Here is a 15,209-nt window from a genome sequence, read left to right as displayed (position 1 = left end):
GCGTAACGGCAACATCTGATTTATGTTTTGGACAGGATCCCAATTCCATGCAATCCCAGAATATCCAAAGAAAAATTTTACGGACAATCTGCCCTGACGCAAAAGGGCTTATCGCCAAGATCACCAACATCTGTTACAAGCACGAGCTGAATATCGTGCAGAACTCGGAATACGTTGATCACCGCACCGGTCGTTTCTTCATGCGTACGGAATTGGAAGGTATCTTCAACGACACCACGCTGCAGGCCGATCTGGACAGCGCCTTACCGGAAGGCTCCGTGCGTGAACTGAGCAGCGCCGGGCGTCGCCGTATCGTGATTCTGGTTACCAAGGAAGCTCACTGTCTCGGCGATCTGCTGATGAAAAGCGCCTATGGCGGTCTGGATGTCGAGATCGCGGCGATAATCGGCAACCACGAAACGCTGCGTACGCTGGTAGAGCGCTTTGATATTCCGTTCCATCTGGTCAGCCACGAAGGCCTGACGCGCGAAGAGCACGATCTGAAAATGATCGCGCAGATCGACCAATACAAGCCTGACTATGTGGTGCTGGCGAAATACATGCGCGTGCTGACGCCCGCCTTTGTTCAGCACTACCCCAACCGGGTCATCAACATCCATCATTCGTTCCTGCCGGCGTTTATCGGGGCGCGCCCGTACCATCAGGCTTACGAGCGCGGCGTGAAGATCATCGGCGCCACCGCCCATTATGTGAACGACAGTCTGGATGAAGGCCCGATCATCATGCAGGACGTGATTCACGTCGATCACACTTACACCGCGGACGACATGATGCGCGCCGGTCGCGACGTGGAAAAAAACGTACTCAGCCGGGCGTTGTACCATGTGCTGGCTCAGCGGGTGTTCGTTTACGGCAACCGCACGATTATTCTACGTTGATTAGCACTTCGCCGCCCTTCGCCTACAATTGCAGCGGGCGGCATAAAAAACCGGCAAACGAACTTGTTTTTGTTTTTTCGGTCTTTACAGGGGCGCGGCATTTGGTATGATGCGCCCCGCTCGACACGAAAGAGCAATCAGGCCAGTGGTGGGGTTCCCGAGCGGCCAAAGGGAGCAGACTGTAAATCTGCCGTCACAGACTTCGAAGGTTCGAATCCTTCCCCCACCACCATCTCTCAAGTCGCTACGACATCCTCACTCCATAGCTTCCCCCTCAAACAAAAAATCACCCGAAAGCGCAGCGAGAAAAACACATCGCAACGTCGCCACGACCGATTTATCGCACCATGAAGAATCGCCGCGATGACTCTGCGATATTCACATACCGGTGTCGCGGTGATAGCACAGCAGAATAACGTGATTACTCTTTCCAGCGTTCCGGCATATAACTAAATACCGGCAACTGCCAGGACCAGAAAATAGCCGCCAGACGCAGCGATAACCCGACAGAGAAAGAGATCAGCTGATTTAGATCGTGGTTGATGCCGATTTCGCGCAGGCCAAGGTAAACCAGCGCCACCAGCAATGAAACGCAGGCGTACAGCTCTTTGCGCAGCACCATCGGCGTCCGGTTGCAGAAAATATCCCGCAAGATCCCACCGAAAATACCGGTGGTAATCCCCGCCATCACCACCACGGTCGGCGAATACCCCAGCTCAATCGCCACATTGCAACCGATAATGGTGAATGCCACCAGCCCCATGGCGTCCAGCACCAGAAACAGCCGGTGCAGATGGTGCATCACGCGCGCAGCCAGCACCGCCAGCAGTCCGGCGCCAATCGTGAGGTAGATATAGACAGGATGCTGAGTCCAGACGATGGGATAGTTACCCAGCAGAATATCGCGCACCGTACCGCCGCCCAGCGCGGTAATAAAAGCGATCATTGAAACACCGAAGATATCCATGTTGCGGCGGCCCGCAGCCAGCGCGCCGGACATACCCTCAGCGGTAATAGCGATCAGATAGATATAGGTCAGCACACACGTACCCTTGTGAAATGTGCCCCTCCCTCTGTCCTTTTACCTGAGAGTTTACGCGGTAAAACCGCTTGCCCCTTCGGTGGGTTGTCTGGCAACCGCTCTCCAGTTGGCGTCATAGAAATGTGCAGTAAGGTAGCCTGAGCGATTATGGGAGTTTGCGCCTTCGGCGGGAAGGCGTGTCGTGACATTCGTGACATATAGTGCCTTCCGCTCTCCTGCAAGCCGCGGAGTATACGGGCTATCGCCGCCCGGTTCAACCAGCCATCACCGATAGTTATGACTGCTGATACAGCAGCGTAGCCGCCGTGACTCGACTCCCGCCTTTCTGCTAACATCGGGGCACGTTTTTTTAACAACGGCAGCGAACATGAAGTTTGTTTCTTTCAATATCAACGGGCTGCGCGCCCGACCACACCAGTTGGCCGCAATCATCGAACAACATCAGCCTGATGTGATCGGTCTGCAGGAAACTAAAGTCCACGACGATATGTTTCCGCTCGAAGAGGTGAAACAGTTTGGTTATCACGTCTTCTACCACGGGCAGAAAGGCCACTACGGCGTTGCGCTGCTGACCAAAGCCGAGCCGCTGGCGGTCCGTCGCGGATTCCCCACGGACGAAGAAGACGCCCAGCGCCGTATCATCATGGCGGACCTGGCGACGCCGCTCGGCACGCTGACCGTGGTCAACGGCTACTTTCCACAAGGCGAAAGCCGCGACCACCCGGTGAAATTCCCGGCCAAGACCCGTTTCTATCAGGATTTGCAGCATTATCTTGACCAGCACCATCAGGCGGACCAGCCGGTGCTGATTATGGGTGACATGAACATCAGCCCGACCGATCTGGATATCGGTATTGGCGAGGACAATCGTAAACGCTGGCTGCGCACCGGCAAGTGCTCATTCCTGCCGGAAGAGCGCGAATGGATGGAACGGCTGAAAAACTGGGGATTGGTCGATACCTTCCGCGCCGCCAATCCCGAGTGTCAGGACCGGTTTTCGTGGTTTGATTACCGCTCGGCCGGGTTTGACGACAACCGCGGCCTGCGCATCGACCTGATTATGGCCACGGCACCGCTGGCCAGCCGCTGCGCGGCCACTGGCATAGATTATGCTATCCGGGGAATGGAGAAACCTTCCGACCACGCGCCGGTGTGGGCGGAATTCACGCTCTGATGACGCGATCGGGGCTGCAAGCAGCCCCGCTATCACCGCGTACGTTTTTACTGCTGTTCTTTGATGATCCGCCACACCAGATTGTTGGTGCCGAGATTGCCCTTATCGCGCTGACATTGCAGCAACACGCCTTCCGCCCTCACCACCGAGCCTTCAGAGTAGTTTCTGTTCTGATAAATGCAGCAGCTCATGCAATTAACCTGAGCTTCACGCTGCACGTTGCCGCCATTGCCGTTCCCCCAGATCACCTGAGGAGGAACCGGCACCACCACCTCGGTGTTGGTGCTGCCCTGCGTTGTGGATACCGTGCCGTGGGTACTGCTGCCATTACCCGGCAGCACCACAGGATTCCCCTGCGTAATCACCGTGGTTTGCGTCGCCGCCTGCGCAGCGGAAGATAACAACAGGCCTGTTGCCATCAGGAAGGTGCCCCATGCTTTCATCTGCGTTACTCCTTTGTGCTGGCTGAACGTGACTGGCGACGTTTCCGCCCCGCGGGCGGAGAACGTTTAACCGGCGGTAATCCTCTGAATGCCGTGATATTACCACTTTGCCGGGCCTGCTGAATAAGTTCATACAGCGACTGGGTCAGAGGCTGCATGAAATCCTGATAGCGGCAGCGCTTTTCGCTGATCTGCGTCAGCGTGGCTTCCCAGTGCGCCGTCATGTCCGGGTGCGCCGCCATCGGCGGCAAAGCGTGAATCAACGCTTTGCCCGCATCAGTGGAATGAATATAACGCCCTTTCTTGATCAGAAACGCGCGTTTAAACAGAAGCTCGATAATGCCTGCGCGCGTGGCTTCGGTGCCCAACCCGTCGGTTTCGCGCAGGATTTTCTTCAACGCCTTATCCTGCACAAAGCGGGCGATACCGGTCATGGCGGACAACAAGGTTGCATCGGTGAAGTGTCGGGGCGGCTGAGTCTGCCGTTCCACTACCTCGCCCCGCTCGCACAAAAGTTCATCATCTTTTGCCACCACCGGCAACGGCATCCCCTCGTTTTCCTCATCCCGCTCTTTGTTGCCCAGCAGCGTCCGCCAGCCTGCCTCAGCCAGAAATCGCGCCTTGGCGACAAACTTGCCGCCGGCGATATCCAGATCGATAACGCATTTACGAAACACCGCATCCGCGCAAAACTGCATCAGGTACTGCCGGGCAATCAGCCCATAGACCTGGCTTTCATGTTCCGTCAATGAGGTGCGGGCGCTGCGCGCCGTGGGAATAATGGCGTGGTGGGCATCGACCTTGCCGTCATCCCAGCAGCGGTTGCGGCGCTCGGGATCAACGGCAGGCTGCGGCAACAAATCCGGCTGATGCGCTGCAATCGCGTTCAGCACCGCCTGTCGCCCGGCAAAATGCTCTTCCGGCAGATAACGGCAATCCGAACGCGGATAGGTGATCAACTTGTGCGTTTCATACAGCCGCTGGCAAACATCCAGCACCTGCTGGGCGCTAAGGCCAAAGCGTTTGGCGGCTTCAATCTGCAGAGCGGAAAGAGAATACGGCAGCGGCGCGGTTTCCGATTCCCGTTTATCATTATAGGCGGTAACCCTCGCCGGTTGCCCTTCGATGCGTTTGACGACGTGCTCGGCCAGCGGGCGATGCAGTAACCGCCCTTCTTCGTCCTGATACGGTTCGCAGGATTCACTGGGCTGCCACAAGGCGACAAACCGCTCGTCGGCCGGGGTGACGATATGCGCCTTAACCTCGAAATAGTCGCGGGCCACAAAATTGTCGATCTCTTCGTCACGCCGCACCACCAGCCCCAGCACCGGCGTCTGCACCCGACCGACCGATAGCACGCCTTCGTAACCGGCGTTTCGTCCCAGCAGGGTATAAGCACGGGTCATGTTGATGCCGTACAGCCAGTCGGCGCGCGAGCGGGCCAGCGCGGAGACGCACAGCGGAACGAATTCCCGGTTTTCACGCAGGCGCGACACCGCCCGCTCCACCGCCTGCGGATTCAGGTCGTTGATCAGGCAGCGGCTCACATGCTGACGCTTTTCTTCCGGCAGCGCCAGATACTCCAGCACTTCGTCCACCAGTAACTGTCCTTCGCGATCCGGGTCGCCGGCATGAATGATTTCATCGGCCTGAGTCAGTAATTTTTTTATAACATTTAGCTGTTTGCTGACAGACGGCCGCGGCTGCAACAGCCATTTCTGCGGTACAATCGGCAGATCCGCCAGCGACCAGCGCGCATAACGGGCGTCGTACACATCCGGTTGCGCCTGTTCCAGCAGGTGCCCCACGCACCAGGTCACGACATCCTGTTCGCCACAGGCAATAAAGCCATCGCTGCGTCGCTGCGGTTTGGGCAGCACATCGGCAATGGCTCTGGCAAGACTGGGTTTTTCCGCAATAAACAGTCGCATGTCACACCGCAAGGCAGAACGGATATTTCCTGACGCGCGCACCGTCAGGAGCGCGAATCAGGGGAAACATCGTCAATACAGAAATTAGAAATAGCTGACAAACTTCGCGCTATCAACGGGCGTGATCGCGGCGGAGGCTTTAAGCTGAGGCGTCCCTAAATAAAGGAAACCGACAATTTCATCCTGCGCACGGCAGCCAAAGGCGTCGCGCACCAGCGGATGATGAGTCCAGGCGCCGCTGCGCCAGATACCGTTGAACCCCTGCGCCAGCGCCGCCATTTGCATTGCCTGCACCGCGCAGCCGGCGGATACGACCTGTTCCCAGTGCGGAACTTTTGGATTTTCCTCACAGTGCGCGACAACGGTAATGATCATCGGGGCGCGGAATGGCGCCTGACGCGCTTTTTCAACCGCGGCCTCGTCCAGATTATCCTGCAATGCCGCGCTGACCAGCAGATCGCTGAAGCGGGATAACCCCTCATCCTGAATAAGGGAGAAACGCCACGGCTGCAGCGCGCCATGGTCCGGCGCCCGCAGGCCCGCGCGCAGAATATTCTCCAGCGCGTCGCCCGCCGGCGCAGGTGCCGCCAGACGGGACGCTGAACGACGATTCAGTAGCAATTCCAGAGCATCCATCACATCTCTCCTGTCATGAAAATCTGCTGTCGGTGAATAAAATCCGGTTGCGCGCCACGGTAGCACAGGTAGAAGATTTGTTACAAGTTAGCGCCCCGCCGCCAACCTTGCGGCAAGATAAATAGCTGACTTTTATCCTGTCGCTCATTAGGATACCGCCAGTGCCCCGCGTGCGGGCGTGATCGCGCTGATACTTTTTTTGGCAGCGCATCGCCCGGCAAACACGGGGCGCCGCTTAAACCCAGTTTTCTTTTGACGGAGTGGACATGCGCACAATGTGGCGAATTTTCAGTGGAATATTCAGATGGGGATGGCGCCTGCTGAATTTTATCCGCGAATTTATCCTCAACCTCTTTCTGGTGTTTTTGATCCTGGTCGGTATCGGGGTCTATAGCCAGCTAAAAACCACGCAGGCTGAGCCGGCGCGAGGAGCGTTGATGCTGGATCTGACGGGCGTGGTGGTGGATAAACCGTCCGTCAACAACAAACTACGCCAGTTCGGACGGGAATTCTTCGGCGTGTCCGCCAGCCGTCATCAGGAAAATGCGTTGTTTGATATTGTCGACAGCATCCGTCAGGCCAAAGACGACAGCAACATTACCGGCATGGTGATGGATCTGTCCGACTTCGTCAGCGCGGATCAGCCTTCGCTGCAATACATCGGCAAGGCGCTGCGTGAATTCCGCGATGCCGGCAAACCGATTTTCGCCGTCGGCGACAACTTCAACCAGACGCAATATTATCTGGCCAGTTTTGCCAACAAAATCTACCTGACCCCGCAGGGAAATATCGACCTGCACGGCTTCGCCACCAATAACCTTTACTATAAGACGCTGCTGGACAAGCTGAAGGTCACCACGCATATCTTCCGCGTCGGCACTTACAAATCGGCCGTCGAACCGTTCATCCGCGACGACATGTCGCCGGCCGCCCGTGAGGCCGATAATCGCTGGATTTCCACCCTGTGGCAGCATTATCTGGATACGGTAGCGGCCAACCGCCAGATCACGCCGCAACAGCTGTTCCCGGGCGCCGAAAACCTGCTCGCCGGTTTGCAAACGCTGAACGGCGACACCGCCCGTTATGCGCTGGAAAACAAACTGGTAGACGAAGTCGCATCCCGTTCGGTGATTGAGCAGTCATTAATCAAAGCCTTTGGATGGGACGCCAAAAACAAAAACTTCAACTTCACCAGCATCTATGATTACGCGCCGACCCCGCCGGTAACCAATGCCAACGAAATCGCCGTGGTGTTTGCCAACGGCACCATCGTCGACGGCAAGGAAACCCCGGGGTATGTCGGCGGCGATACCACGGCGGCGCAGATCCGCGACGCCCGTCTGGACCCGAAAGTCAAAGCCATCATCCTGCGGGTGAACAGCCCCGGCGGCAGCGTCACCGCCTCTGAGCTGATTCGTTCGGAACTGGCGGCGGCGCGACAGGCGGGCAAACCGGTGGTGGTTTCCATGGGCGGCATGGCGGCCTCCGGCGGCTACTGGATTTCCACGCCGGCCAACGCCATCATCGCCAGCCCCAGCACCCTGACCGGCTCAATCGGGATTTTCGGCGTCGTCACCACCTTCGAAAATTCGCTGGACAGCATCGGCGTACACACCGACGGCGTCGCCACTTCTCCGCTGGCCGCGCTGTCCCAGACCAGAGCCTTGCCGGCAGAAGCCAGCCAACTGATGCAACTCAATATTGAGCGTGGTTATCAGAACTTTATTTCACTGGTGGCGGAGTCACGCAAGAAAACCCCGCAGGAAGTGGATGCCATCGCGCAGGGGCATGTTTGGGTCGGCAGCGATGCCAAAACCAATGGGCTGGTGGATCAACTGGGCGACTTTGACGACGCCGTGAAGAAAGCGGCGGAACTGGCCAAACTGGAAAATTATCAATTGAGCTGGTATTCCGGCGAGCCGGACCTGCTTGATACGATGTTCAGCCAGGTCAGAAGTTCGGTCTACGCCATGCTGCCTTCCGCGTTGCAGGCGGTGGTGCCGGCGCCGGTGGCGCAGCTGGCGCAGACGGTTCGCGCGCAAACGTCGGTGCTGGACACCTTGAACGATCCGCAAAACCGTTACGCGCTGTGCCTGAATTGCGGCGACGTGCGTTAATGCTTCCCTGAACAGCCCGGTACTGCCGGGCTGTTTTTACCGCCGAAGCCTTTTTATTTACGACTGAACCTTTTTATAATCCTGGCCTTTGACGGCTAACCGTTTCTCTAACCAACAGTGTCCCGACCCAGACTATCCATGCAAAAGAAATCCATTTATGTCGCCTATACCGGCGGCACCATCGGTATGCAGCGCTCCGCCAACGGTTACATCCCGGTTTCCGGCCACCTGCAACAACAACTGGCGCAGATGCCGGAATTTCATCGTCCGGAAATGCCTTCGTTCACTATTCACGAATATACGCCGCTGATCGACTCATCCGATATGACGCCGTCTGACTGGCAATCGATTGCGAATGACATCCAGCAGCACTATGACCAGTACGACGGTTTCGTGATTCTGCATGGCACCGACACCATGGCATTCACCGCCTCCGCCCTGTCTTTCATGCTGGAGAATCTGTCTAAACCGGTCATTGTGACAGGGTCACAAATTCCGCTGGCGGAACTACGCTCCGACGGGCAAACCAACCTGCTCAATGCGTTATACGTGGCGGCCAATCACCCGGTCAACGAAGTCAGCTTGTTCTTCAATAACAAACTGCTGCGCGGCAACCGTACCACCAAAGCGCACGCCGACGGTTTTGACGCCTTTGCCTCCCCGAACTTTCCGCCGCTGCTGGAAGCCGGTATTCACATCCGCCGTCTGACGCCGGCCAACCCCGACCCGATTAGCGGGCCGCTGATCGTGCATGCCATCACGCCGCAGCCGATCGGTGTGGTGACGATCTACCCCGGCATCTCCGCCGATGTGGTAAGCAATTTCCTGCTTCAGCCGGTAAAAGCGCTGATTCTGCGCTCGTATGGCGTCGGCAACGCGCCCCAAAGCTCAGGCCTGCTTGATGAACTGCGCCGCGCATCCGAACGCGGCATCGTGGTGGTTAACCTGACGCAATGCATTTCAGGACGGGTCAACATGGACGGTTACGCCACCGGCAATGCGCTGGCGCAGGCTGGCGTCATCAGCGGGTTTGATATGACGGTTGAAGCGGCTCTGACGAAACTGCATTATCTGTTAAGCAGGAACGATCTTTCCCCTGACCAGATTCGCCAGCTAATGCAGCAAAACCTGCGCGGAGAACTGAGCGACAAAGATTAAATCGCCTGCAACCAACACAGCATCCAGAACATAAAAATTTTAATAAGAAGAACACCATATGAACAGAGCACTCTTGCTGGTGGATATCCAGAATGACTTCTGTGCAGGCGGGGCGCTGGCCGTCTCGGACGGCGATAGCGTGGTCGCGGTGGCGAATCAGGCTATCGCCGCCTGTCAGCAGGCCGGGGTAATAGTCGTTGCCTGTCAGGACTGGCATCCGGCGGATCACCGCAGTTTTGCCGTCAATTCCGGCACCCGCGTAGGCGACCAGGGCGAATTGGACGGCTTACCGCAGATCTGGTGGCCGGTGCATTGCGTTCAGGGTTCGCCCGGCGCCGATTTCCATCCCCGGCTGAATCAGCAGGCGATAAACTGGGTAGTACGCAAAGGAACGCATCCCTTTATCGACAGCTACAGCGCATTTTTCGACAACGGCCGCCGCACCCGTACCGAACTTTATGACTGGTTGAAAGCCAGAGACATTACCCAACTGACCATCATGGGGCTGGCAACCGATTACTGCGTCAAATATACCGTGCTGGATGCGCTGGCGCTGGGTTATCAGACCGAGGTGCTGACGGATGGCTGTCGCGGCGTAAATCTGCATCCGAAAGATAGCCAGCAGGCGCTGGACGTGATGGCGAAACACGGCGCCACGCTAATGGATCTGCCCGCGTTTACCGCGTCACTCAGCCGGTAATTCATGCTCGCATCACGCCAGTTGTCGATGCTGGCGCGATCGGGTTTAGTCTTGCGGTTTCAGGGTGGTGATAGGTTTCAGGGTAGCGGCAGGCGCTGAGGTCGTAGCAGACGTTGGGGTAGTAATAGCATCGCCGGCAAAACGCTGCTTGAGCTCCTGCTTGCTTTTCATTTCGATTTCACCACGGGTGTTGATCGTCATATGGTCCGCCTCGGCGTTATTGCGCGCCTGCCAAAGCATGACCATCTGCAACGCATTTTCCTTTTGTTCCGCCGTCAGGGTTACCCCGTCCGGCCATTTTCCCAGCTCCACCGCCGTCACCAGACGCTGGTAGATTTCCGGGGTCATGCTGTTTATTAAATCATCCAGTTGCATGTTTTTTCTGCCTGCAGTCAAATTTTAGCTGAAACGTTTCAAGTCAAAGTATTGTATTAGCGACGTTAACCATCCGTCTGTTGACCGTTTTCCGTATCGATAAAGCTGAGCGACGCGGAATTCACGCAATAACGTTCGCCGGTGGTGTCCTGCGGACCATCGGGGAACACGTGCCCCAGATGCGCATCGCAATGGCCACAGCGGATTTCGATCCGTTGCATATGGTGGGAGTTGTCTTCCAGATAGCGGATGGCGTCCTCCGCTACCGGGCGATCGAAGCTCGGCCAGCCGCAACCGGAGTCATATTTGTGGTCGGAATAAAACAGCGGCTGATGACAGCACAGGCAGTGGTAAACCCCGGTACGCTTGTTGTGCAACAGTTTGCCGGTATAGGGGCTTTCCGTCCCCCGCTGCTGCGTGACATGCCGCTGCAGATCGGTTAACTCGTTCAGATTACGTGGTGAAGCGGTTATCTTGGTCATCAGGTTCTCACTGAAACACGGGTTTTTCGCCAGCGCGATGAAGCATAATTCTAACAAAAAGTTAACACCGTCACAGCCTATTTTGGCCTACACTTAGCCCTACGCGGCAAAGGCACTTTTAATTGTGATCTCAATCACAATTACACCTATGGCAGGTGTTTTCATGCCTGTGTATTCCTCATATGATTAGGTTATGCACTTTAATTAGGCTGATAGCTGTTTATCGCGCAACTGTTGAACGGACTTTTGACTTACCGCAACGATTGACACGATTCCGCTTGACGCTCAGTAAGGTTTTTGTAATTTTACAACCAACCTTTTATTCACAAACCAATAGCTGGTGGAATATATGACTATCAAAGTAGGTATCAACGGGTTTGGCCGCATTGGCCGTATCGTTTTCCGCGCTGCCCAGGAGCGTTCTGACATCGAAATCGTTGCCATCAACGATTTGCTGGATGCGGATTACATGGCGTACATGCTGAAGTATGACTCCACCCACGGTCGTTTCAACGGCACCGTTGAAGTGAAAGACGGTCACCTGGTTGTCAACGGCAAAACCATCCGTGTTACCGCTGAGAAAGATCCGGCTAACCTGAAGTGGAACGAAATCGGTGTTGACGTTGTTGCTGAAGCAACAGGTATCTTCCTGACCGACGAAACTGCACGTAAACACATTCAGGCTGGCGCCAAGAAAGTGGTTCTGACCGGTCCGTCCAAAGACGACACCCCGATGTTCGTTATGGGTGTTAACCACGCCGCTTACGCCGGTCAGGACATCGTTTCCAACGCGTCCTGTACCACCAACTGCCTGGCGCCGCTGGCTAAAGTCATCAACGACAAATTCGGTATCGTTGAAGCACTGATGACCACCGTTCACGCTACCACCGCTACGCAGAAAACCGTTGACGGCCCGTCTCACAAAGACTGGCGCGGCGGCCGCGGCGCTTCTCAGAACATCATCCCGTCCTCTACCGGCGCAGCTAAAGCGGTAGGTAAAGTGATTCCGGCTCTGAACGGCAAACTGACTGGTATGGCGTTCCGCGTACCGACCCCGAACGTATCCGTGGTTGACCTGACTGCTCGTCTGGAAAAACCGGCTACTTACAAAGAAATTTGTGCCGCCATCAAAGCCGCTTCTGAAGGCGAGCTGAAAGGCGTTCTGGGTTACACCGAAGATGACGTGGTATCCACCGATTTCAACGGCGAAAAACTGACCTCCGTGTTCGATGCCAAAGCCGGTATCGCACTGAGCGACACCTTCGTGAAACTGGTTTCCTGGTATGACAACGAAACCGGCTACTCCAACAAGGTTCTGGATCTGATCGCCCACATCTCCAAATAATGTGGCGATGAACAGATGATGAAAGGGCGACATGAGTCGCCCTTTTTTATTGGGTATATACCCGTCATACTTCAAGTTGCAGGTGCGTTGGCTGCCCTCGCTCCCCCCAATCACTTACTGATGTAAGCTCCTGGGGACTCGCTCGATTGCCGCCTTCCTGTAACCCGAATTATTTGGGGTATACAACAAGAACATAAAGGCAAAACCAATACCATGAGCGATAAAATTTATTCACTTCCCATCAATAACGCGATCACCGCGCACCTTAGCCAACGTCAACTGGACCAACTGCCGATTATCGTGGTGGATCATCCGCAGGTTCGTGCCGCCGTCGCGCTGCAGGGCGCGCATCTGATTAGCTGGCAGCCCAAAGGTGAACAACCGGTACTGTGGCTGAGCGACAACACGCCATTCGAGCACGGCGTGGCGATTCGCGGCGGCGTGCCCATCTGTTTCCCCTGGTTTGGTCCGGCTGCACAGCCCAACCACGGTTTCGGCCGCCTGCTGGCGTGGGAGTTCACCTCTCACAGTGAAGATGCGAACGGCGTTACCCTCAGCTTCACGCTGCGCGATTCCGAGCAAACACGCGCCGCCTGGCCGCACGCGTTTACCGTTCTGGCTCGTTTCCATTTAAGCGCGCAGGAATGCCGCATGGAACTCGAATGCCACGGCGACTACAGCATCACCAGCGCGCTGCACACCTATTTCCAGATTGGGGATATCAGCAAAATCAGCATCGGCGGCCTGGGCAACACCTTTATCGACAAGGTTAACGACGGCAAAACCGATACTCAGCAGGGCGACCTGACGTTTGCTACCCGTACCGACCGCATTTATACCCAGCCAGCGTCACTCAGCCTGATTGAAGACCCGGTGTTGCAACGCACTATTGAAGTGCATCATGCTCACCACAGCGACGTGGTGGCCTGGAACCCGGGCGCAGAACTGTCTCGCACCATCAGCGATATGACCGATGACGGCTACCAGACTTTTGTTTGCGTTGAAACCGCGCACGTGACCCAACCGCTCGTGGCGACCACTCAGGCGCCGGCACGTCTTACCACCACCATTCGCCTGCGTAAATAATCTACTTTTGCTTCCTGCTCATGGCTGGCTTTCGCCAGCCATGCTTCGATTACACCACATCCAGCGGCTGTTTGCGGCGTGGGGCGGGATAAGCCTCATCCAGTATGGCGAGATCTTCAGGTGACAACGTCACTTGAAGCGCGGCGGCATTCTCTTTGACATGCGCCAGCGTACCGGCTTTGGGAATGGCGATGACGCCAGGCTGGCGCGTCACCCAGGCCAGCAGCACCTGTACGGGCGTCAGCGCATGTCGCTGTGCCACGCGCACGACCGCCGGGTGAGCAAACAGGTCATGGCGCAACTCCCCGGCCTGCGCCAGCGGGCAATAGGCCATGACGGGAAGCCGACGTTGCTGACACCAGGGCAGCAGGTCATACTCAATGCCCCGCGACGCCAGATGATACAGCACCTGATTGGTCTGACACTGCTCTCCACCCCGGCAGGACCACAGTTCTTCCATGTCGTCGGTATCCAGATTAGAGACGCCCCAGCGCCCAATCTTGCCCGCCTGTTGCAACGATTCCATCGCGGCGATGGTATCCACCAGCGGAATGCCGCCGCGCCAGTGCAGCAAATACAGATCGATATAATCGGTTTGCAGGCGTTTCAGGCTACGTTCACAGGCGGCGATCGCCCGCTCTCCGCCCGCATTATGCGGATACACCTTGGATACCAGATAGACACGGTCGCGACGGCCGCGTATCGCCTCTCCCACCACCTCTTCCGCCCCGCCGTCAGCGTACATTTCCGCCGTATCGATCAACGTCATTCCCGCGTCGATGCCGGCCTGTAACGCGCTGACTTCACTGCTCCGCCGTTGGGCGCTTTCTCCCATGAACCAGGTTCCCTGACCAATAGCGGGAACGGTGTTTCCACCCGGAAATGTTACCTGTTTCGTCATGTTATTCCTCCCTTGTAGCCCTCCCTTGTAGCAGAGTAGCAAACCCCGCTCGCTCCATTAATGTGCAAATGGGGTGAATCCACCCCATTTTTGTGCAGCCAATGCACAATGACCGTGCGGGTCGCTTTAGAAGGTATAACTGACGCCGCCTCCCAGCATCAGGTTATAGTTTTTATCGACCATCGGGCTGTTTTTGATCTCATCCGACAGCCGGACATAACGCCCGCTTACCCAGGTATTCCAACTGGAATTAATCTTGTAGCCGGCGTTCAACTCGACATACGGCGACCAGCCGTCATCCGGCTGATAATTGCGTAGTCCGGAGCGGGCCGATTCGTCGCCAGTGACGCCATAGTAGTAGCGATTCTGGTTTTCGCTCGACCAGGTAATCCCCACGCCCGGCGTCAGGCTCCAGTCGCCGTCGTTGAAGCGGTAAAGATAGGCGGAGTCCCACACCAGACCATTGCTGTAATTCAGCGTGTCGCCGGCCAGCAAGGTGCGCAAGGTGCCCCATTGCGCATCGTAGCGATAGGATAACCCCGCCATCAACGTACCGCGGCGACGTTCAAGCTGCTTCATCTGGTTATCGTCGCTATCGCCCGGTTTGAAACCAAACGGGTTGTAATACGCCGTCAGTGACAATTTGTTCTGCGCGTCATTCCACAGGTAATACCCACCCAGCAGACCGCGCAGGTAAAAACTCTCGCTTTCATAAGTCACCATCGGAAAAGGATAAACGTGACCGCTATCGCCACGGTATACCGGAGTCTCGCCGACCGCGCCCAGCCCGAGCGCGAACTCGTCCGCAAAGGCCGCCGGGGCCGCTACCGTTGCGGCCAACGCCGCCGTTAAGAAAGTTAATACGCAATTTTTCACGATTGTCGGTTCCCATTCAGTGTTACGTATTTGATCACTTCCAG

15 protein-coding genes, 1 tRNA gene and 1 riboswitch are annotated in these 15,209 nt (G+C 56.5%); of the genes, 8 read left to right on the top strand and 8 right to left on the bottom strand.

All coding sequences use genetic code 11. The features are described from left to right. Positions 1 to 47: 47 nt before the first annotated feature. A complete protein-coding gene (gene purU, locus CPA59_RS10880) occupies positions 48 to 899 on the top strand; it encodes a formyltetrahydrofolate deformylase (protein ID WP_038918991.1) in 852 nt (283 codons plus the stop codon). A 147-nt stretch (positions 900 to 1,046) separates the two neighbouring features. Then, a tRNA-Tyr gene (locus tag CPA59_RS10875) sits at positions 1,047 to 1,131 on the top strand. Between the two features lie 189 nt (positions 1,132 to 1,320). Here CPA59_RS10875 and CPA59_RS10870 read toward each other — a convergent pair. After that, a complete protein-coding gene (locus tag CPA59_RS10870) occupies positions 1,321 to 1,941 on the bottom strand; it encodes a trimeric intracellular cation channel family protein (RefSeq protein WP_038658878.1) in 621 nt (206 codons plus the stop codon). Positions 1,942 to 1,962: 21 nt separating this feature from the next. Further along, positions 1,963 to 2,057, bottom strand: a riboswitch (glycine riboswitch). 251 nt (positions 2,058 to 2,308) lie between these two features. Between CPA59_RS10870 and xthA the strand changes: the two genes are divergently transcribed. Continuing rightward, positions 2,309 to 3,115, top strand: a complete 807-nt coding sequence (xthA, locus tag CPA59_RS10865) for an exodeoxyribonuclease III (RefSeq protein WP_038658881.1) — start codon at positions 2,309 to 2,311, stop codon at positions 3,113 to 3,115. A gap of 47 nt (positions 3,116 to 3,162) precedes the next feature. Here the strand turns inward: xthA and CPA59_RS10860 are convergent, their stop codons facing one another. From CPA59_RS10860 to CPA59_RS10850, 3 genes are all read right to left on the bottom strand, one after another. Then, positions 3,163 to 3,558, bottom strand: coding sequence for a DUF1496 domain-containing protein (locus CPA59_RS10860; RefSeq protein ID WP_049853958.1), 396 nt, complete (start codon positions 3,556 to 3,558; stop codon positions 3,163 to 3,165). Positions 3,559 to 3,563: 5 nt separating this feature from the next. After that, on the bottom strand, positions 3,564 to 5,489 hold the full coding sequence (locus tag CPA59_RS10855; protein WP_038918989.1) for a DNA topoisomerase III: 1,926 nt from the start codon (positions 5,487 to 5,489) through the stop codon (positions 3,564 to 3,566). 84 nt (positions 5,490 to 5,573) lie between these two features. Beyond that, the gene (locus CPA59_RS10850) at positions 5,574 to 6,125 is read right to left on the bottom strand and encodes an NAD(P)H nitroreductase (protein ID WP_038918988.1); all 552 of its coding nucleotides are present in this window, start codon (positions 6,123 to 6,125) and stop codon (positions 5,574 to 5,576) included. Between the two features lie 266 nt (positions 6,126 to 6,391). On the opposite strand from CPA59_RS10850, the gene sppA reads away from it, so the two are divergent. The 3 genes from sppA to pncA all read left to right on the top strand — a co-directional run bounded on the left by sppA (position 6,392) and on the right by pncA (position 10,100). Further along, positions 6,392 to 8,242 carry a signal peptide peptidase SppA gene (gene sppA, locus CPA59_RS10840; RefSeq protein ID WP_107759333.1) on the top strand — a complete coding sequence of 617 codons (1,851 nt, stop codon included), beginning with the start codon at positions 6,392 to 6,394 and terminating at the stop codon, positions 8,240 to 8,242. 138 nt (positions 8,243 to 8,380) lie between these two features. Continuing rightward, positions 8,381 to 9,400 carry an asparaginase gene (ansA, locus tag CPA59_RS10835; RefSeq protein ID WP_038918986.1) on the top strand — a complete coding sequence of 340 codons (1,020 nt, stop codon included), beginning with the start codon at positions 8,381 to 8,383 and terminating at the stop codon, positions 9,398 to 9,400. A 58-nt stretch (positions 9,401 to 9,458) separates the two neighbouring features. After that, a complete protein-coding gene (gene pncA / locus CPA59_RS10830) occupies positions 9,459 to 10,100 on the top strand; it encodes a bifunctional nicotinamidase/pyrazinamidase (RefSeq protein ID WP_038918985.1) in 642 nt (213 codons plus the stop codon). Positions 10,101 to 10,145: 45 nt separating this feature from the next. Here pncA and CPA59_RS10825 read toward each other — a convergent pair whose 3' ends face one another. Both CPA59_RS10825 and msrB read right to left on the bottom strand, forming a co-directional pair. Beyond that, positions 10,146 to 10,475, bottom strand: coding sequence for a YeaC family protein (locus CPA59_RS10825; RefSeq protein ID WP_038918984.1), 330 nt, complete (start codon positions 10,473 to 10,475; stop codon positions 10,146 to 10,148). Between the two features lie 65 nt (positions 10,476 to 10,540). Further along, entirely contained in the window at positions 10,541 to 10,957 is a 417-nt protein-coding gene (gene msrB, locus CPA59_RS10820; protein ID WP_038920962.1) for a peptide-methionine (R)-S-oxide reductase MsrB, read from the bottom strand. A gap of 349 nt (positions 10,958 to 11,306) precedes the next feature. Here msrB and gapA point away from each other — a divergent pair, with 349 nt between their 5' ends. After that, positions 11,307 to 12,302, top strand: coding sequence for a glyceraldehyde-3-phosphate dehydrogenase (gene gapA, locus CPA59_RS10815; protein WP_013317844.1), 996 nt, complete (start codon positions 11,307 to 11,309; stop codon positions 12,300 to 12,302). A gap of 213 nt (positions 12,303 to 12,515) precedes the next feature. Continuing rightward, the gene (locus CPA59_RS10810; RefSeq protein ID WP_100849526.1) at positions 12,516 to 13,388 is read left to right on the top strand and encodes a D-hexose-6-phosphate mutarotase; all 873 of its coding nucleotides are present in this window, start codon (positions 12,516 to 12,518) and stop codon (positions 13,386 to 13,388) included. Positions 13,389 to 13,437: 49 nt separating this feature from the next. Here the strand turns inward: CPA59_RS10810 and CPA59_RS10805 are convergent, their stop codons facing one another. Both CPA59_RS10805 and CPA59_RS10800 read right to left on the bottom strand, forming a co-directional pair. After that, a complete protein-coding gene (locus tag CPA59_RS10805) occupies positions 13,438 to 14,289 on the bottom strand; it encodes an aldo/keto reductase (RefSeq protein WP_107759331.1) in 852 nt (283 codons plus the stop codon). A gap of 126 nt (positions 14,290 to 14,415) precedes the next feature. After that, positions 14,416 to 15,165 (bottom strand): MipA/OmpV family protein, encoded by a 750-nt coding sequence (locus tag CPA59_RS10800; protein ID WP_038918980.1) that lies wholly within the window; start codon positions 15,163 to 15,165, stop codon positions 14,416 to 14,418. Between the last annotated feature and the right edge of the window lie 44 nt (positions 15,166 to 15,209).

This window comes from Dickeya sp. Secpp 1600, assembly GCF_003049805.1.
GTDB lineage: Bacteria > Pseudomonadota > Gammaproteobacteria > Enterobacterales > Enterobacteriaceae > Dickeya > Dickeya fangzhongdai.
Note: the sequence above shows the minus strand (reverse complement) of the source record. Positions and strands in the feature narration are given on the sequence as shown.